Raw genomic sequence first — 18,893 nt, 5'->3', positions numbered from 1 at the left:
AAATCGAAAACCCGGGTACGAGACGGCGCAGTACTGATCATCCGGTACTCGAACGGGAGCCCACCCGACCCCGGAGTGCGTCGTATGACCGTCCTCGCCGATGCGAGCCTGCGCCTGGATGCCGGCTTCACCGACTACGCCCTGATCGCGATCTATTTCATCTTCGTGCTGGGCATCGGCCTGATGGCGCGGTACTCGGTGTCGGACAGCCTCGACTTCTTCCTCTCCGGCCGATCGCTGCCGGCCTGGGTCACCGGCTTGGCGTTCATCTCCGCGAACCTGGGCGCGATCGAGATCGTCGGTATGTCGGCCAACGGTGCGCAGTACGGCATGCCGACGATGCACTACTTCTGGGTGGGCGCGGTCCCGGCCATGCTGTTCCTGGGCGTGGTGATGATGCCGTTCTACTACGGCTCCAAGGTGCGCAGCGTCCCGGAATTCATGCTGAAGAGATTCAGTGCACCGGCCCACCTGGTCAACGCGATCACCTTCGCCGTCGCCCAAGTCCTGATCGCCGGCATCAACCTGTACTTGCTGGCCACCTTGATCAATGTGCTGCTGGGCTGGCCGATCCCGATCTCGGTGGTCGCGGCTGCGGTCGTGGTGCTGTGCTACATCACGCTCGGCGGTCTCTCGGCTGCGATCTACAACGAGGTGCTGCAGTTCTTCGTCATCGTCGCGGCGCTGTTCCCGCTCACCGTCGTCGCCTTGCAGCGAGTCGGGGGTTGGGACGGACTGGTCAGCCGGGTCGAGCAGGAGGCGTCGCCGGCACAGACCGGAGCATGGCCGGGCACCGAGCTGGCCGGGTTCGACTCCAGTGTGCTGTCGGTGATCGGCATCGTGTTCGGACTGGGCTTTGTCTTGTCCTTCGGCTACTGGACGACGAACTTCGTCGAGGTGCAGCGGGCGATGGCGTCCAAGAGCATGTCGGCGGCCCGGCGGACGCCCATCATCGGGGCGTTCCCGAAGATGTTCATCCCGTTCCTCGTGGTCATCCCGGGCATGATCGCCGCGGTGCTGGTGCCCGAACTGGCCGAGTACAAGCGCACCGAGTCCGCCGAGGCCGGCGTCGATTACAACGACGCGCTCCTGCTGCTGATTCGCGACCTGGTGCCCAACGGGATGCTCGGACTGGCGATCTCGGGCCTGTTGGCATCGTTCATGGCCGGTATGGCCGCCAACGTCAGCTCGTTCAACACCGTGTTCAGTTACGACATCTGGCAGCGTTACATCGTCAAGGACCGGCAGGACTCCTACTACCTCCTGGTCGGGCGCGTCGTCACGGTGGTCGCCACCGTCATCGCCGTCGGCACGGCGTTCATCGCCGCGAGCTACGCCAACCTCATGGACTACCTGCAGCAGCTGTTCTCGTTCTTCAACGCGCCGCTGTTCGCGACGTTCATCTTGGGCATGTTCTGGAAGCGGATGACGCCGACCGCGGGTTGGGTCGGGCTGGTGTCGGGGACCCTGGCGGCGGTGACGGTGTTCGTCATGTCCGAGACCGGCGTCGTCGAACTCCCCGGGCAGGGGACGGCGTTCGTGGCAGCTGGGGCTGCCTTCGCGGTCGACATCGTCGTCAGCGTCGCCGTCACGACGGTCACGGCTCCGAAACCGGCTCGTGAGCTGGTGGGACTGGTGTACGGGCTGACCCCCCGCGACAGCTTCCACGATCCGCGCGACGAGGGTCAGTCCTGGTACCAGCGCCCGGGTCTCATGGCCGGCATCACCTTGGTGCTCGTCATCGCCTTGAACATCATCTTCGCGTGAGGAGCTGCTCATGAACGCCAGCGATCATCGGTCCGGGCGGAAAAGCTGGGCCAGCGCGTTCGACATCCGCCTGGTCATCGCCGCGCTGCTGGCCGTCTTCGGCGTGATCATCCTGCTCATGGGGTTGTTCGGCACGAGCCAAGCCGACATCGACCGGGCCGGCGGCACGAACCTCAACACGTGGACCGGGGCGGGCCTCTTAGTCGCCGCCGCCGTGTTCGCTGTGTGGGCGCGGCTGCGGCCGGTGCCGGTGGCCGACGATGACGCGAACCACGATGACGTGGTGTGATGTCACCCGAGCTCGCTGACTTCCGCGGCGCGCAATCCGAACGCACTGCGGCGACGTACATAAGGACGTGGGAGTGTCGGACGAGGCGCTGCTCGCCGGAATCGCCACCGGCGACGCCGACGCGATGGCGACATTCGTCCGGCGATATCAGGGGCGGGTCTACGGGATGGCGCTGTCGATCGTGGGTGTGCCGGCCATCGCTGAGGAGGTGGCGCAGGAAGCATTCGTGCGCGCCTGGCGACATGCGGGCAACTACGATCCGCGCCGCGCCCAGGCGGTGACGTGGCTGCTCACGATCACCCGCAACGCCGCGATCGACGTCGTCCGGGTACGACGTGAGCGGCCCACCGAGCCGTCGGTGATCGCTGAGATGATGCTGGCCGGGAGCGATCCCGGCACGCGGGTCGAGGAGGGCCACCGCATCAGCGCGGCGCTGCGTTCGCTGCCGCGTGAGCAAGCGGTGGCGGTGCTGCTGTCGGTGCATTTCGGCTTGACGGCCCGAGAGATCGGCGAACAGCAACAGATCCCGCTGGGGACGGCGAAGACACGCATCCGGACCGGCCTGCTGCGCCTACGGAAGATCTTGGAGGTGAGCCCATGAGCGATCACACCGATCCGGATGGCTGCACCTCGCTCGCCGAGAGCTTGGCCGAAGTGGCGACCGGCGCCGCCAGTGGCCCGGACCGCGCACGGGTGCTCGATCACCTCGCCGAATGCGACGACTGCCGCCACGAGCTCGAACAGCTGACGAGGGTGGCCGACGAGGTGTTGCTGCTGGCACCCCAACACGAGCCGCCGGCCGGGTTCGAGAGCGCGGTGCTCGACCGCATCGCCGCAGCAGATAAACCGGCGAGTCGTCCGCGTCGGCGGTGGGTCCGGAACCTGGTGTTGGCCGCTGCCGCCCTGGTGATCGGGCTCGCCGGCGCGGGCATCGTGTGGACGTCGACCTCGGACGAGCGCGAACTCGCGGCGAACTACAGCGAGACCCTCGACGTCGCCAACGGTCAGTATTTCTCCGCCGCGCCCATCGTCGACAGCGGCGGGACTCAGGTCGGGCACGTGTTCCTCTACCAGGGGGAGCCCTCGTGGGTGTTCGCGGTCCTCGGCGGTGCTCCGGCTCCCGGCGTCTACGACGTCCAAGTGGCGACGGACACCTCGACCGACACTGTGGCGACCTGCCACGTCGAGGCCGAGACCGGAGGCGCCGGCGGAACCATCGACGCCGCCATCTACCAGGTCCGCGAGGTCCGGCTGGTCGCTCCTGACGGCCCCACCCTCGTCGCCACCCTCCATGAATGATCATGTTCACTAGGCAAATCCCTGCCACACCACCTGTGCACGCCTAGTGGTCCAGCACAACGCCTAGTGGTGTGCCCACCATGCCTCGGCGGCACGCCCTGGTACGTCCCGCCGTTGCTACAGCAGTGGCAGCAGACTCGTCAGGTCCGCGCGTTCCCCACTCGCCGCCACCGACCCGGCCGCGACCTCGTCCGCCCAGGTCGTCCGCCCGGCGGCCAGCCGGAGCCACACGTGCGGGGCCATCTCGACCACGTTGGGCGGGGTGCCCCGTGTGTGCCGCGGGCCGGCCACACATTGGACCGCCGCATACGGCGGCACCCGCACCTCGACGCTACGTCCCGGCGCACGCTCGGCCAGCACCTCGAGCAGTGCCCTCGTCGCCAGCCGGTTGACATCACGGGGCACCGAAGGCGGCGCGGTGCCCGCAACCGAGCGAGCGAAGTCGTCAGCGTGCACGGCGACCTCGATGACCCTGGTCAGCAGGTAATCCGCGAGTCGAACGGGAACCCGGCGCGTCGCAACGACCTGGTCGCGCAGGCCGATCCGCTCGATGACGGCCGTGGCGGCCTTGAACCGTTCGTCGATGATCGCCAACAGCGCCGATGGCTCGCGGCTTGCGTCGTCGGCCATCCGTTTTGCCGCATCGGCGATCGTGGCGGCGACGTCGCCGTACGAGGCCAGATAACTGCTCACCGTGTCCGGCGCGATCCCTCGCCCGGCCACCTCCACGGCGGTCACGGAGTCGGCGACGCTAGCCATGTGCGCCGCGAGGTCGGCGATGTTCCAGCCCGGTAGAACGCTCGCCGCACTCCACGCCGTCTCCGGCAGCTCGGCCAGCCACGACCGAATCGCGTGATGTCCCTCCGCGTACGCGGCCCATACCGCCGCAGGATCGATCCGTTTCGCCACGTGTGCAGCGTAGGCACTGCGCGTCGATCACCGATGAACACCCCCGGAAGCCAGCGGACGCTAGCACCGACACGGCTTGACGTATGGTCGGCTTTCCCCGACCATACGGCTATGGCCGACCAGTCTGGTACTCCCGACTATGAACTCGCCGGCGAGCTCGAGCTCGCCGATCCGGCTCAGTACCGTGCCCTGTTCGACGAGACTCGTCTGAAGATCATCGATCTCCTCCTCGAACGCGCGGCGACGACGTCGGAGCTGGCCGACGCGCTGGGCAAGCCGAAGGGCACCGTCGGCCACCACCTGAAGGTCTTGGAGCACGCAGGACTGGTCCGCGTCGTGCGGACCCAGATGGTCCGCGCCATCGAGGCCAGGTACTACGGCCGCACCGCGCGTACCTACCTGTTCGAAGGACGTGACCGCGACAGTTTCGACGGCATCGGCACCGACCCGACGACCTTGATGGCCAACGCCGCAGCGGAGATGGCGAACCTGCCGGACGAATCACCGCCCGGATTGCCGGCCATGAGTTCGGTCCGCTATGCGCGCATCCCGGCCGAGCGGGCCGAGGAGTGGCAACGCCGGCTCAGCGAACTCTCCGTGGAATTCGTCAGCGAACCGCGCGCGGGCGACGTCACGTTCGGCCTGGTCGTGGCCATCTATCCGACCGATCGGCCCCGTCTTCCCGACCCGGGCCAGCCGCGGTGACCGCCCACCCCGGCGACCGCCCCGCACGCGCGACCCACCTGGGCCCCGGCTACCGGAAGCTGTGGATCGCCTCAACCGTCACCAACCTCGGCGACGGCCTGTCCATCGTGGCGATCCCGTGGCTGGCCTCGGCCATCACCCGCGACCCGTTACAGATCGCCCTGGTCTCCCTGGCGACCCGGGTCCCGTGGCTGCTGTTCTCGCTGCCCGCCGGCGTCATCACCGACCGAGTCGATCGCCGGAAGCTGGTCGCGACGATGGACGCCCTGCGCTTCGCCGTGATGCTCGCCTTCGCCGTCGCCGTCACCGCTGTGCAAGGTGGGCTGGCCACCCCGCAGCAGGTCGAGGCCGGGACGGGCGACCTGCCCACCCACCCGGCTCCCCTGCTGGCCCTGATCTACGCCGCAGCCTTCCTGCTCGGCACGGCCGAAGTGCTGCGCGACAACACCGCCCAGACTCTGCTGCCGTCCGTCGTGGCCAAGGATCAGCTGGAGAAGGCGAACGGGCGCATGTGGGGTGCGGAGCTGGTGGCCAGCCAGTTCGTCGGCCCGCCGTTGGCCGGCGCGCTGCTGGGGCTGGCCTTCGCCGTCCCGTTCTTCGTCAACGCCGGTGCGTTCGCCATTGCCGCGGCGCTCGTGTTCAGCCTCGCCGGCCAGTTCACGCCTCGTGGCCAGACGACGTCCGGCCGGATCGCCTGGCGCTCGGAGATCGGCGAAGGCTTGCGCTGGCTCTGGCACACGCCGCTGCTGCGGACGCTGGCGATCATGCTGGGTGCCGCCAACGCGCTGAGCACCATGGCTGAAGCGGTGCTCGTCCTGTTTGCCCAAGAGGTGCTCACCCTGGATGCCGGGCGGTTCGGCTTACTGCTCACCGGTGCGGCAGTCGGCGGGGTGCTCGCCTCCCTGGTGGCCGACCGCATCAGCATCCGGTTCGGGTCGGGCCGGGTCCTGGTGCTGTCCCTGGTGGGTATGGGCCTCGCCCAAGCCGTCATCGGGTTGTCAACGTCCGGGGTCGTCGTGTGGGCGGTGTTCGCGTCGGTCGGCTTCCTGGCCGTGCAGTGGAACGTCATCACCGTCTCCCTGCGCCAGACCATCACGCCCGACCACGTACTCGGCCGCGTCAACTCCGGCTACCGGTTCTTCGGTTGGGGCGCGATCTCGCTGGGCACGGCGCTCGGCGGAGCGATGGTCACCCTCGGCGAGACCGTCGTCGGTCGGGAGTGGGCGCTGCGGTTGCCGTTCCTCGTCGGCGCAGCGCTCCACATCGCGATTCTGATCTACGTGGTACCCCGGCTGACGACGGCGCGGATCGAGCAGGCCCGCGCTCAGGCGTCGAACGCCGCCGGGAACGTCGACTCGTGAGCACGGCGAAGTTCGTCCAGATCGACGTCGAAGAGGTCGTCGACGCTCAGCGCCGCCCCACCGACGACGCCGATGCGCTGGTTCGGGTACCCCCGCTCGGCGCACAACCGCACGAACCGCTCGTCCGTGTCCGGCGACACGGCGACCAGCGCCCGCCCCTGCGACTCGGAGAACAGGAACACGAACGGGTCGATGCCGCCGGGCACCGCTACGCGCGCGCCCACGCCGTACCGCAGAGTCGACTCGACCAGCGCCTGCGCCAAGCCACCGTCGGAGAGGTCGTGAGCGGCATCGATCAGCCCGTCTCGCGCCGCTGCGATCAAGATCTCGCCCAGCTGGCGCTCGGCGTCGAGGTCGACCGCAGGTGGTAGCCCGCCGAGGTGCCCGTGCACGACGTGGGCCCATTCCGAGCCGCCGAACTCCTCACGCGTCGTCCCGAGCAGGTAGATCGCGTGCCCGGTCTCGCGGAACCCCAACGGGGTCCGGCGAGCGACGTCGTCGAGGACGCCGAGGACCCCGACGACGGGGGTGGGCAGGATCGCGACGTCACCGGTTTGGTTGTACAACGACACGTTGCCGCCGGTCACCGGCGTACCGAGGGTCTGGCAGCCGTCGGCGAGCCCACGGACGGCTTCGGCGAACTGCCACATCACGCCCGGATCCTCCGGCGAGCCGAAGTTCAGGCAGTCGGTGACGGCAACCGGGCGCGCCCCGCTGGTCGCGACGTTGCGGTACGCCTCGGCCAGGGCCAGCTGAGCTCCGGCGTACGGGTCGAGCTTGGTGTACCGGCCGTTGCCGTCGGTCGCGACGGCCACGCCCAACCCGGTCTGGTCGTCGATGCGGACCACGCCGGCGTTCTCCGGCTGGGCCAACACGGTGTTGCCGAGCACGTAGCGGTCGTACTGGTCGGTGACCCACGACTTCGACGCGAGATTCGGCGCCGCGGCCAGCTGCAACAACGTCTCCCGCAGCTGCGCACCACCGGCCGGGCGGGGCAACGACGACGGCGACGCCGCCTGCAGGTCGTCCTGCCAGGCCGGACGCTCGTACGGTCGCTCGTACACCGGGCCGTCATGGGCGACGGTGCGCGGGTCGACGTCGACGATCGTCTCGCCGTGCCAGTCGATGACCAGTCGGCCCGTGTCGGTCACCTCGCCGATGACGGCGGTCTCGACGTCCCACTTCGCCGTGATGGCGAGGAACGCATCGAGATTCTCCGGAGCGACGACGCCCATCATGCGTTCCTGCGACTCCGACATGAGGATCTCGCCAGGCGTGAGGCTCGGGTCGCGCAGCAGCACTTTCTCGAGGTCGACGTGCATGCCGCCGTCGCCGTTGCTGGCCAACTCCGACGTGGCACACGAGATGCCGGCAGCGCCGAGGTCCTGGATGCCCTCGACGACCCGCGCGGAGAACAGCTCGAGGCAGCACTCGATGAGCACCTTCTCCATGAACGGGTCGCCCACCTGGACCGACGGGCGCTTGCTGGGCTTCGTGTCGTCGAAGCTCTCCGACGCCAGGATCGACGCCCCACCGATGCCGTCACCGCCGGTCCGCGCTCCGAACAGCACGATCTTGTTGCCGACGCCCGAGGCGTTGGCCAGGTGGATGTCCTCGTGCCGCAACACACCCACGCAGAGCGCGTTGACCAGCGGGTTGGCGGCATAGCTGGGATCGAACACGACCTCCCCGCCGATGTTCGGCAGGCCGAGGCAGTTGCCGTATCCCCCGATGCCCGCCACCACACCGGGCAGGACGCGCTTCGTGTCGGGTGCATCCATCGGACCGAACCGCAGCGGGTCCATCACCGCGATCGGCCGCGCGCCCATGGCCAGGATGTCGCGGACGATGCCGCCCACTCCGGTGGCGGCGCCCTGGTAAGGCTCGACGTAGGACGGGTGGTTGTGCGACTCGATCTTGAAGGTGACGGCGTAGCCGTGCCCGACGTCGACGACCCCGGCGTTCTCGCCCATCCCCACCAGGAGAGCATCGGAGTGCGGAGCCTGTTCGCCGAAGCGCCTCAGGTGGACCTTGGAGCTCTTGTACGAGCAGTGCTCGGACCACATGACGCTGTACATCGCCAGTTCGGCATTGGTCGGGCGGCGCCCGAGGATGTCGCGGATGCGGTCGTACTCGTGCTCCTTGAGCCCCAACTCCGCCCACGGCTGCTCGTGGTCGGGTGTCTTGGCAGCGACTTCGGTGGTGTCGAGTTCCATGGTCACGCGTGCGCCATCCCCTCGAGCACCGAGGTGAAAAAGCCGAGCCCGTCCGTCGTGGGGCCGGTCAGGGCGTCGACGGCGTGTTCGGGGTGCGGCATCAAGCCGACGACGTTTCCACGTGCGTTGGTGATGCCGGCGATGTCACGCAACGAGCCGTTGGGGTTTTCGCCGACGTAGCGGAACGCCACCCGGCCCTCGGCCTCGAGCTCGTCCAGCGTGCGTTCATCGGCCACGTAGCAGCCGTCGATGTTCTTCAACGGAACGACGATCTCCTGACCCTGCCCGTATGCGCTCGTCCACGACGTCGCCGCGTTCTCGACCCGCAGCCGCTGGTCGCGACAGACGAACCGGAGGTGTTCGTTGCGCAACATGGCGCCAGGCAGCAGGTGCGCCTCGCACAACACCTGGAAGCCGTTGCAGATCCCGAGAACCGGCATCCCGCCGCGAGCGGCGTCCACCACCGCGGACATCACCGGCGCCATCCCCGCGATGGCACCGGCCCGCAGGTAGTCGCCGTAGGAGAATCCGCCCGGCAGCACGACGGCGTCCACGCCGCGCACGTCGGCGTCGGCATGCCACAACACGACCGGGTCACCGCCGGCGACGCGTACGGCGCGCGCGGCGTCGTGGTCGTCGAGCGAGCCAGGGAAAGTGACGACACCGATCCGCACGCTCAGACCCCAGCCTCGACGCGGACCACGAAATCTTCGATGACGGGGTTGGACAGCAGTGTCGACGCCGCCCGTTCGACTTCGGCGACGGCTTCGGGGGTGGCTTCACCGTCGAGTTCGATCTCGAACCGCTTGCCCTGGCGAACCGAGGCGACACCGTCGAAGCCGAGACGGGTCAGCGCTCCATGTACGGCCTTACCCTGCGGATCGAGAATTTCGGGTTTGAGCATGACGTCGACGACGACGCGGGCCACAGGCCACGCTCCTTTGACAAGCGGTCCGAATGGGGCACGACCAGGGTACCTGCTCGCCGGCGCAACGACGGTGTGACGTCAGTCCGGCACGACGAGGCGGAAGCCCACACCGCGAACCGAGACGACCCGCAACTCCTCGACGACCGCCGCGAGCCGCTTGCGCAGCCGCTTGACGGCGGAGACCACCGGATCGGCATCACCGAGGTAGCGGGTGTGCCAGATTCGCGCCATCAGTTCCTCGAAGGTCCAGACCCGCCCCGCGTCACTGGCCAGTATGGCCAGCAGATCGAATTCCCGCGCGCTGAGCTCGATGCTCACCCCGGCCCAGGTGACCTCGCGGGCCGTACTGTCGACACGTAGGTGTCCGTGCTCGATGACGCCCGCTCGCTCGCTGTGGTGGGCCGGGTTCGGCTGCTCCACCAACAGACCTCTCGCGGTCTCGGTGTCCGGGGCCACCAGGACCACAGCCCGCCGGTCGACCGCTCCAGCGATGGCGGCAGTGTCCTGCAGCGTCGTGCCCACACAGATGACGTACGGGGTGACGATTCCCGTCGGCGAGGACCTGGCCATATCCACGTCTTCCCTTCCGGGTGCCCCCCTGGCCCCCTTGCACAAGGCAGCATGACAGGTTTGATCACGTTTGGGTACATCTAGTGGAACATTTCCGGTCATGTCGGCATCACTACGAAGTCAATGCGGCTGAATTCGGTCCTGACATTGACCCTCTTTTGCCCTTGTCGCGACCTTGAGGGCACAGCGTCGCCGCCGCAAGGATGGCTGCACCGCATATCGGGACAAGCGTGACGCAAGTGTCCGATCAGCCGGTCCGGGCCCCTGCGGCACGCACACAAGGAGGCCCCTGTGCACCATCCACCCCCACCTCGCAGGCGGCGACATCTAGCCGCCTTACTCTCCGTGTTCGCCATGGTCACGACGCTGCTTGGGGTTGCTCCGGCGGCCCAGGCAGACTTCGGGCGACCCGCACAGCCCACCGACCCGATGTCGAAGATCGAACAGGACATCTTCGACGACTCGAAGACCAAGAACCTGGCCGACTTTTGGGTCCGTTTCCACGCCGACGCCGACACCGGTCGAGCGGTCGCCGTCGACGACTGGACGGCCCGCGGCCAGATGGTCGTCGACGAGCTCAAGACCACCGCGCAGCGTTCCCAAGCCACTGCGCGCAAAGCCTTGGACCACTACGGCGTGAAGTACGAGACGTACTGGATCACCAACGCGATCCTGGTGCGTGACGGTAACCGGGCGCTGGCGGAGGAACTGGCCAAGCTCGACGCGGTCGAACAGATCCGGGCTCCACGCACCTACCTGCGCCCGGACCCGGTGGAGACGAAGCCGTCCGGCATGGTCACCCAGGCAGTCGAGTGGGGCGTGGCGAATATCAACGCCGACGACGTGTGGAGTGACTACGGTGTGACCGGCGAGGGCATCGTCATCGCCAACATCGACAGCGGGGTCGACTACGACCACCCGGCGCTGGTCGATTCGTACCGCGGGAACAACGGCGACGGTACGTTCGACCACGACTACAACTGGTTCGACGCGACCGGTACCAGCGACGAGCCGTTCGACGGCGACACGCTGGATTCGCACGGCACCCACACGATGGGGACCATGGTCGGCGATGACGGCGCGGGCAACCAGATCGGGGTCGCTCCCGGCGTGCAGTGGATCGCAGCCAACGGGTGCAACACCTGCTCCGACGCCCACCTGATCGCCTCCGGCGAGTGGATGCTGGAGCCGACGGACCTCGGCGGTGAGAACCCCGACGTGTCCAAGCGCCCGCACATCATCAACAACTCCTGGGGCACCCGGACCCCGTCGAACGACCCCTTCATGGAGGACATCCTCACCGAATGGGCCAACGCGGGAATCTTCGGCGTGTGGGCCAACGGGAACAGCGGTAGCTCGTGCGCGACGAGCGGGTCGCCGGGTAGCCGGATATTGAACTACTCCGTCGGCGCCTACGACAGCTCCAACACCATCGCCTGGTTCTCCTCGCGGGGACCCGGGCAGGACGGCGAGATCAAGCCGAACATCGCCGCTCCCGGCGTCGATGTTCGTTCCTCGATCAACAACGGCCAGTACAAGGAGATCTCGGGGACCTCGATGGCCGCGCCGCACGTCGCGGGAGCCATCGCGCTGCTGTGGTCGGCTGCGCCGAGCCTCGTCGGCGAGATCGACGACACTCGTGCGCTGCTGAACGAGACGGCCATCGACACCGCCGACGACCAATGCGGCGGCACGCCGGAGGACAACAACGTGTTCGGCGAGGGCCGCCTCGATGCACTCGCGCTGCTGGATGCTGCGCCAACCGGTGACGCCGGCATGGTGTCCGGCACCATCACCGACGCCGAAGGCGCACCGGTGGCGGCCGCGACCGTCTCGGTCACCGGCGCGGTGGAGCGCGAAACCACCACCGCTGAGGACGGCACCTACGCCATGACCTTGCCGGTGGGCACGTACGACGTCACGGTCTCCGCGTACGGATACGAGGCCACGACCGTCTCAGCCGACATCACGGTGGACGAGACGACCATCGTCGACGTCACGTTGGAGCAGGCGGACTCGTTCGCGGTCACCGGGACCGTGACGGACGAGCTCAGCGGCGCTCCGCTGGCCGGCGCCACCGTGACCGTCAACGGCACGGCGATCCCGCCGGCGACCACCGACGAAGCCGGTCAGTACACGTTCGACGCCGTGCCCGCGGGCGAGTACCAGGTCAGCGTCGACGCGGGGGTGTGCAACTCCGCGACGACGCAGGAGCTGACGGTGCAGGGCCCCACGACACTCGACATCGCCCTGGCCAAGCTCACCGACGACTACGGCTACTTCTGTGCCACCGGAGCAGCGCAGTACGTGGAGGGCGACACCCTGGTCGACCTCGCTGGGGACGAAGAGACCGCCGAGGTCGCGTTGCCGTTCGACTTCCCGCTGTACGGCAACAGCTACGACACCGCGTACCTGTCGACGAACGGCATGATGAACTTCCTGGAACCGTTCACGACCTACGCCAACGCCAGCATTCCGAACCCGAACGAGCCGAACGCGGCGGTGTACCCGTTCTGGGACGACTTCAACATCACCGACGGTGCGATCTACACCGGCACCACCGACGACGGCTTCGTCATCGAGTACCGCAACGCCCACTTCTACGGCAGTGACAGCAACGCGGTCGACTTCTCGGTGACGTTGCGCGAGAACGGCAGTATCACCTTCGCCTACCGCAACCTCGACCCCGCCGTGGAGCGTGAACTCGGCTCCAGCGCGACGGTGGGCATCGAGAACGCCGACGGCACGGACGCGTGGCAGTACTCGTTCAACGAGGCCGTACTCTCCGACGACACCGCCATCACCTTCGCGTTGCCGCCGAACGGCTTCGTCGGAGGGACCATCACCGACGCCAACGACGGACTCGCCGTGGACGGCGCGACCGTGCAGGCGCTGGACGCGGACGGCACCGTCGTGCGAGAGGTCACCACCGGCGACGACGGGCGATACCGCATGCAACTGTTCTTCGGCGCCTACACCGTCCAGGCGGTGAAGTCCGGGTACGTGACCGGCAGCGACGACGTGCTGATCGACGTCGACGGCGAGTCGAACACGGCGGACTTCACTCTGTCGACCGGCATCGCCGACATCGACGGTGGCCCGCTGGCCTGGACCATCACCGAGGGCCAGAGCCGGTCGACCGACCTGACGGTGACCAACACCGGCTCTGCAGAGCTGACCTGGGAGATCGGCGAACTCAACCGGGGCAGCGGTCGGCAGAAGGCACCGACGCCGGACCGTGAGACCGCGGCCGCAGCGGATCCGAACGCCCGCACGGCGTTGGATCAATACTCCGAGGAGCAGCTCGAGGATCTGGGCTCGCGTGAGCTCACCCCGACCGACACCGGCGACGTGGTGACCCAGTGGCCGGCCGAAGGGGTCTCCGTGGCCTGGGGAGTCGGGTACAACGGTGATGTCTGGGTGTCCGACCCGGACAGCATCACCAACAACCAGTTCAGTGCCGACGGCACCCCTGGTGAGGTGTTCCCCGGCAACTGGGGTGGCGACTGGAACGGCGACATGGCACAGGATTCGAGTACCGGTGCGATGTGCCAGGTCAACGTCGGCGGGGACAACGCGATCCACTGCTTCGACCCCGCGGACGGCTCCGAGCAGTACGTCATCTCGGGGCCGGAATGGACGCTGACCTCCCAACGAGGTCTGGCCTACAACCCGACCGATGACACGTTCTACATCGGTGGCTGGAACCAGGGCATCATCTTCACCGTCGCGGGCCAGTCCCACGACAACCCTGGTGAGACGCTCGCCCAGTGTTCGCCGGAGGACGTCTCGGTCGCGGGGCTGGCGTACAACCCGACGGCTGACGTCATGTGGATGGTCAACAGCTCGCTGACCACGTACCTGTACCAGCTCGACCCGGAGACCTGCGCGACGATCTCCACCATCGAGTTCCCTGAGCAGGGCTTCGGACCGGGGGCGGGCCTGGAGCTGGACGCCACCGGTGCGCTGTGGGCCACCAGCCAGCTGACCAACCTCACGTATCTGATCGAGACGGGCGTGCCGCACGTCAGCGACCTGCCGTGGCTCGACGTCGAGCCAGCTACGGGCACGCTCGCACCAGGTGAGTCCACGACGGTGACCGTCACCGTGGACAGCACCGACCTGGACGCTGGTGTGTACGAGGCCACGTTGATGGTCGGCACGAACGCCGGCCGGGTACCGACAGCGCAGGTTCCGGTGTCGCTGCTGGTACCGGCGTATCGGACCGGCGTCAACGCCGGTGGTTCGGAGTACACCGACGCCATCGAGGACGTCTGGTCCGCCGACCAGGCGTACACGGCCGGGTCGTGGGGTTGGGTCGGCCAGCGCGCCGAGACCGACACCACCGACGACGCCATCGGTGGCACCGACGACGAGACGCTCTTCCAGAGCAGGCGGAGGGGCATCTTCGACTACCGGTTCGACGACGTTCCAGCCGGCACGTACGAGATCGAGCTCGGGTTCGCCGAGTTCGAGGCGAACAAGCTGCCGGGACGGCGGATGTTCGACCTCAGCGTCAACGGTGACTACGTGCTCGTGGGCCACGACGTCGCAGCGGAGGTCCGCGGGCTGTGGGCCGACGAGCACACCGTCGTGATCGAGCACGAGGGTGGTCCGCTCACCGTCGACCTGCACGACCGGTTCGGCTACGAACTGCCGATCATCAACGCACTACGCGTGACTGATCGGCCCGACCTGTAGGAGGTTCACGAACCAGTTCCGGGGACGGTGTCGGTTTCGACACCGTCCCCGGATTCGTGCGTCATCTCCCGGAGCACGTGAAGCACCCGGCGAGCGTGGTCGTCGGCGCCCTCGATCTCGTTCAGGGGCGCGACCCGGACCGGACCGTGTGGTGTGGACACATCGACGTACCGGGCGACGTCGTCAGGGGCGGCGAACCGAGTCCGCGCTTCGGAGAAGCCGGAACGCAACCAGAATGTCCCGTCCGGGCAGTGTGCACGAAACCAGTCCCGCAGCCGCCGCGCTGCGGACTGGTCCGGCGTCGATCGCGCCGCGTAGAACCTGGCACCCCGCCGACGACCCGCCTCGATGACGTAGCGATGCACCGTGGCCAGCCGGGCCAGGACTTCGACTGTCTCATCGGTATCGGCGACGGCGAGGTCGTAGTGGTCCACTGGTATTGGCGCGCCCAGGAGATTCGCCGCAGCCGCCCCCTCCACGCGGTACGCGAGGTCGGCGAGCTCAGTGAATGTGAGCCATCGCGACACGGTGATCCGGTCGGCCAGCGGCTCAGCCGCCACCCGAGCGATGGCCGCACGCACGTCGGCGTCGAGCTGCTCGAGCTCGGCTCGGACCTGCCAACCGGCAGCGGCAAGGATGGTGGTCAGCGTCCTGATGGACGGGACACGGCTGGCGCGCTCGTAGCGCGACAACGCATGCCGGCTGACACCGGCCCGCTCGGCCAGCATCCGCTGAGACAGTCCGGCCGCGACCCTCGCGCGCTTGATCAGTCCACCCGCATCCATGTGAGCCACGATGCATCCGGCGAGATGGCGGCCGCGAGGGGCCGAACCGCCAATGTGGACAACGAAGGCCCGCCACGTTCCCCTGTGGACGACGCGATGATGCGACCCAGCCGCTCTACTAGTTCAACGACCGGGGCGGTTCAGCGTCCTGGCGGGCTCGGGCGTCGTTTCGATGGGGGTGACGGTGTGGTCGATAGTTGCCGACTTTGTCACCGTCTCGAGACCGAACCTGTGCCGGTCGCCCTAGGCTCCTCACGCTCGGCCTGGATCTGCGCTCATTGCGCGGTGTGAGGCCGCCCAGCCCGCGGCTCAGAGGATCGGCGCGGGAACATAGGCGGCCGCCTCCGGGTACCGCGCCGCGACCTGCTCCACCTGCCGCACCACCTCGTCCACTTGTGCCCGGGCCGCTCCGGTGAACTCCATCGGCGAGCGAACCAGGGACTCGAGATGGGCGCGGTCGACACCCAGGCGGTCGTCGGCGGCCAAGCGGTCCAGTAGGTCGTTGTGCTCCAGCCCCCGCTCGCGCAGGTCGAGTGCGACGTCGACGGCGTGCTTCTTGATCACTTCGTGAGCGGTCTCGCGCCCGGTTCCCGCCTTCACCGCAGCCATCAGCACGCTCGTCGTCGCCAGGAAGGGCAGGTAACGGTCGAGCTCGCGCGCGATGACGGCGGGATAGGCGCCGAACTCGTCCAGCACGGTCAGGAAGGTCTCGATCAGCCCGTCGAGGGCGAAGAACGCGTCAGGCAGCGCGACCCGGCGCACGACCGAGCAGAAGACGTCGCCCTCGTTCCACTGGGCTCCGGCGAGTTCACCGGTCATCGACGCATAGCCGCGCAACACGACCGCCAGACCGTTGACCCGCTCGCACGAGCGGGTGTTCATCTTGTGCGGCATCGCGCTGGAGCCCACCTGACCCGGTCGGAATCCCTCGGTGACCAATTCCTGACCGGCCATCAGGCGCACCGTCGTGGCCAGCGACGACGGACCGGCGGCCACCTGAACCAGAGCGGACAGGACGTCGTGGTCGAGCGAGCGCGGATACACCTGACCGACGCTGGTCAGGACCCGGTCGAAGCCCAGGTGCCGCGCGACCCGCCGTTCAAGGTCAGCGAGGCGCTCGTGGTCGCCGCCGAGCAAGTCGAGCATGTCCTGCGCTGTGCCCACCGGCCCCTTGATCCCGCGTAGCGGGTAGCGCCCGATCAGCTCGTCCATCCGCTCGAAGGCGACGAGCAGCTCGTCGGCCGCCGAAGCGAACCGCTTGCCGAGCGTGGTGGCTTGTGCGGGCACGTTGTGGCTACGCCCGGCCATCGGGGTGTCGGCGTACTCGGTGGCTCGCGCGGCCAAGCGCACCAGCACGGCGACCGTCCGCTCCCGGACGTGCTCCAGCGACCGTCGGACCTGGAGTTGCTCGACGTTCTCGGTGAGGTCGCGGCTGGTCATCCCCATGTGGATGTACTCGTGACCGGCCAGCGCGTTGAACTCCTCGATACGCGCCTTCACGTCGTGACGGGTCACGCGTTCCCGCTCGGCGATGGAGGCGAGGTCCACGTCGTCGAGCACGTCCTCGTACGCCTCGATCACGCCGTCCGGGACATCGACGCCGAGGTCGCGTTGCGCGCGCAGAACCGCCAGCCACAACCGGCGTTCGAGACCGATCTTGCCGTCGGGGGACCACAACCGGGTCAGCTCGGCTGAGGCGTACCGAGCGGCGAGGACATCAGGGATCTGCGACTTGTCAGGCACTGCCTCATTGTCGCCCACGAGCGAACCCGCCCGCACCACCGCGGGCGAACCTGGACGTTTAGGACACGCCGATCAGGGCACGAACAACCGTGATGATCGAAGAGAGGAACGAACAATGAGCCTGCTGCTGTGGATCCTCGCCGTCGTGCTCGTGATCGGCGGCATCGTCTCGCTGCTGCGTGGGCAGATCCTGTGGGGAATCGTGCTCGTCGTGGTCGGCCTGCTGGTCGGTCCCGGCGGCGTGAGCGTCTTCACCTGATCCGTCACCGGCTGAGAACCGGTACCCGTCCCTGAAAGTCCCTGAGAACCGTGCGAACCCGCTCCGCTGGCATGTCGGCAGGCACGAACATGGCCTGCGCGGCCGGCGGCAGCGGTTCGTCCGGAAAGCCCGCCGACCCTCAGGACCCCGGTGGTCCCGACGACCACCGGACCTTGAGCTCAGTGGCCAGTTCGACCCGGTGGCTGACCAAGTGTCGTCCTTGCAGCACCTGAAGCAGCGTGCTCGCGGCCACCCGCCCCATCTGCTCCAACGGCTGGCGCACCGTGGTCATCGGCGGCGACACCCACTCGCACAGCGGAATGTCATCGAAGCCCACGACACTGAGGTCGTCGGGGATACGCAACCGCGCCTGCCGGGCCGCTTCGTAGGCCCCCAGCGCCTGCTGGTCGCTACCCGCGAAGATCGCCGTCGGCCGGTCGGGCCGGGCCAACAGGTCGCTGGCCTGGCGGAACCCGCCGGCGAACGAAAAATCGTCATAGCGCACCAACTCGTCAGAGGACCCAGCAGCACCGACCCGGTCCAGCGCTGCGCGGTATCCGTCCACCCGGGCCCGGGCGCACATCAGCTCGCGCGGCCCGCCGATGGCCGCGATCCGGCGATGGCCGAGGTCGAGTAGGTGCTCGGTGGCTGCGAACCCCCCGTTCCAGTTCGTCGCGCCAACACTGGGGATGTCGCTCTCGCCGACGTCGACGGGATCGACCACCACGACGGCGGCCTGGGCGGCGCGCAACAGCGCCCGCTCGGCTGCGGTGACACGTGCCTTGACGAGGATGACGCCGTGGCTGCCGTGTTTCGACACCTCGGAAACCCAACTGTTGCCGTGGTCGTCCGGCCGCCAGCGCGACACGACCACACCGACGCTGTTGTCGTGACATTCCCGCTCCACGCCACGCAGGATCTCGACGGCCCACGGACTGTCCAGGCCGTCGATGACCAGCTCCACGATCTGAGCGGTCCGTGGCGGTGAACCGGGCCGGGCGTAGTTGTACTGGCGCAACAGCTCCCCGACGCGTCGCCGCGTCGCCGCGGACACGTCGCCGCGCTCGTTCAGCACCTTCGAGACGGTCGCGGGCGAGACTCCGGCCGCGGCCGCCACGGTGGCCAGGGTCGGACGGCTCACCCGATGCGGTGCAGGCTTCACGACTCGGCCCCTCTCCCGCCAGGCCTGGCTGCGCTCCCGGCATGCATGTTTCCGAAACTCTATCGCAACGTTTGGCTGGCCAAAGCGCTCCAACAGCGCGCTTCTCTACGATGGATCACCCGAACCTGTTCGGCTCCACCGTCTTGACCTGAGTACATGCGGACGGTTTACTAGCGCAACACATCCAGAAAGTTTTCGA

16 protein-coding genes are annotated in these 18,893 nt (G+C 68.0%); 8 read left to right on the top strand and 8 right to left on the bottom strand.

Annotation, left to right across the window (positions count from 1 at the left end):
- Positions 1–84 precede the first annotated feature (84 nt).
- The 4 genes from M6444_RS18460 (at position 85) to M6444_RS18445 (ending at position 3,355) form a co-directional block, all read left to right on the top strand.
- Positions 85–1,767, top strand: coding sequence for a sodium:solute symporter family protein (locus M6444_RS18460; protein WP_298330846.1), 1,683 nt, complete (start codon positions 85–87; stop codon positions 1,765–1,767).
- Between the two features lie 10 nt (positions 1,768–1,777).
- The gene (locus M6444_RS18455) at positions 1,778–2,056 is read left to right on the top strand and encodes a hypothetical protein (RefSeq protein ID WP_298330843.1); all 279 of its coding nucleotides are present in this window, start codon (positions 1,778–1,780) and stop codon (positions 2,054–2,056) included.
- A 73-nt stretch (positions 2,057–2,129) separates the two neighbouring features.
- Entirely contained in the window at positions 2,130–2,657 is a 528-nt protein-coding gene (locus M6444_RS18450) for a sigma-70 family RNA polymerase sigma factor (RefSeq protein WP_298330841.1), read from the top strand.
- The gene (locus M6444_RS18445) at positions 2,654–3,355 is read left to right on the top strand and encodes a hypothetical protein (protein ID WP_298330838.1); all 702 of its coding nucleotides are present in this window, start codon (positions 2,654–2,656) and stop codon (positions 3,353–3,355) included. The genes M6444_RS18450 and M6444_RS18445 overlap by 4 nt, the downstream gene beginning before the upstream one ends.
- A gap of 117 nt (positions 3,356–3,472) precedes the next feature.
- Here M6444_RS18445 and M6444_RS18440 read toward each other — a convergent pair whose 3' ends face one another.
- On the bottom strand, positions 3,473–4,264 hold the full coding sequence (locus M6444_RS18440) for a sterol carrier family protein (protein ID WP_298330835.1): 792 nt from the start codon (positions 4,262–4,264) through the stop codon (positions 3,473–3,475).
- A 111-nt stretch (positions 4,265–4,375) separates the two neighbouring features.
- Here M6444_RS18440 and M6444_RS18435 point away from each other — a divergent pair, with 111 nt between their 5' ends.
- Together M6444_RS18435 and M6444_RS18430 are read left to right on the top strand one after the other, a co-directional pair.
- Positions 4,376–4,969 (top strand): winged helix-turn-helix domain-containing protein, encoded by a 594-nt coding sequence (locus M6444_RS18435; protein WP_298330832.1) that lies wholly within the window; start codon positions 4,376–4,378, stop codon positions 4,967–4,969.
- Complete coding sequence (locus M6444_RS18430; RefSeq protein WP_298330829.1) at positions 4,966–6,330, top strand: MFS transporter; 1,365 nt, start codon at positions 4,966–4,968, stop codon at positions 6,328–6,330. Before M6444_RS18435 ends, M6444_RS18430 begins: the two co-directional genes overlap by 4 nt.
- Here the strand turns inward: M6444_RS18430 and purL are convergent.
- The 4 genes from purL to M6444_RS18410 all read right to left on the bottom strand — a co-directional run bounded on the left by purL (position 6,294) and on the right by M6444_RS18410 (position 10,044).
- Complete coding sequence (purL, locus tag M6444_RS18425) at positions 6,294–8,546, bottom strand: phosphoribosylformylglycinamidine synthase subunit PurL (RefSeq protein WP_298330900.1); 2,253 nt, start codon at positions 8,544–8,546, stop codon at positions 6,294–6,296. The genes M6444_RS18430 and purL overlap by 37 nt on opposite strands.
- A 2-nt stretch (positions 8,547–8,548) precedes the next feature.
- A complete protein-coding gene (gene purQ, locus M6444_RS18420; RefSeq protein ID WP_363326425.1) occupies positions 8,549–9,226 on the bottom strand; it encodes a phosphoribosylformylglycinamidine synthase subunit PurQ in 678 nt (225 codons plus the stop codon).
- A complete protein-coding gene (purS, locus tag M6444_RS18415; RefSeq protein ID WP_298330823.1) occupies positions 9,223–9,474 on the bottom strand; it encodes a phosphoribosylformylglycinamidine synthase subunit PurS in 252 nt (83 codons plus the stop codon). The genes purQ and purS overlap by 4 nt, the downstream gene beginning before the upstream one ends.
- Before the next feature lie 78 nt (positions 9,475–9,552).
- Positions 9,553–10,044, bottom strand: a complete 492-nt coding sequence (locus M6444_RS18410) for a winged helix-turn-helix domain-containing protein (RefSeq protein ID WP_298330821.1) — start codon at positions 10,042–10,044, stop codon at positions 9,553–9,555.
- A 354-nt stretch (positions 10,045–10,398) separates the two neighbouring features.
- On the opposite strand from M6444_RS18410, the gene M6444_RS18405 reads away from it, so the two are divergent.
- Positions 10,399–14,745, top strand: coding sequence for a carboxypeptidase regulatory-like domain-containing protein (locus M6444_RS18405; RefSeq protein ID WP_298330819.1), 4,347 nt, complete (start codon positions 10,399–10,401; stop codon positions 14,743–14,745).
- Positions 14,746–14,750: 5 nt separating this feature from the next.
- On the opposite strand, the gene M6444_RS18400 is transcribed toward M6444_RS18405, so the two are convergent.
- Both M6444_RS18400 and purB read right to left on the bottom strand, forming a co-directional pair.
- Complete coding sequence (locus M6444_RS18400) at positions 14,751–15,530, bottom strand: helix-turn-helix transcriptional regulator (RefSeq protein WP_298330817.1); 780 nt, start codon at positions 15,528–15,530, stop codon at positions 14,751–14,753.
- 309 nt (positions 15,531–15,839) lie between these two features.
- Positions 15,840–17,273, bottom strand: a complete 1,434-nt coding sequence (gene purB / locus M6444_RS18395; protein WP_298330814.1) for an adenylosuccinate lyase — start codon at positions 17,271–17,273, stop codon at positions 15,840–15,842.
- A gap of 115 nt (positions 17,274–17,388) precedes the next feature.
- On the opposite strand from purB, the gene M6444_RS18390 reads away from it, so the two are divergent.
- Entirely contained in the window at positions 17,389–17,532 is a 144-nt protein-coding gene (locus tag M6444_RS18390; protein WP_298330812.1) for a GPGG-motif small membrane protein, read from the top strand.
- A 139-nt stretch (positions 17,533–17,671) separates the two neighbouring features.
- Here M6444_RS18390 and M6444_RS18385 read toward each other — a convergent pair whose 3' ends face one another.
- Positions 17,672–18,673 carry a LacI family DNA-binding transcriptional regulator gene (locus M6444_RS18385; RefSeq protein WP_298330809.1) on the bottom strand — a complete coding sequence of 334 codons (1,002 nt, stop codon included), beginning with the start codon at positions 18,671–18,673 and terminating at the stop codon, positions 17,672–17,674.
- Positions 18,674–18,893: the final 220 nt, after the last annotated feature.

The organism is Haloactinopolyspora sp., assembly GCF_027324685.1.
Taxonomy (GTDB): domain Bacteria; phylum Actinomycetota; class Actinomycetes; order Jiangellales; family Jiangellaceae; genus Haloactinopolyspora.
The sequence above is the reverse complement of the archived record's forward strand: the minus strand, read 5'-3'. Positions and strand labels throughout refer to the sequence as shown.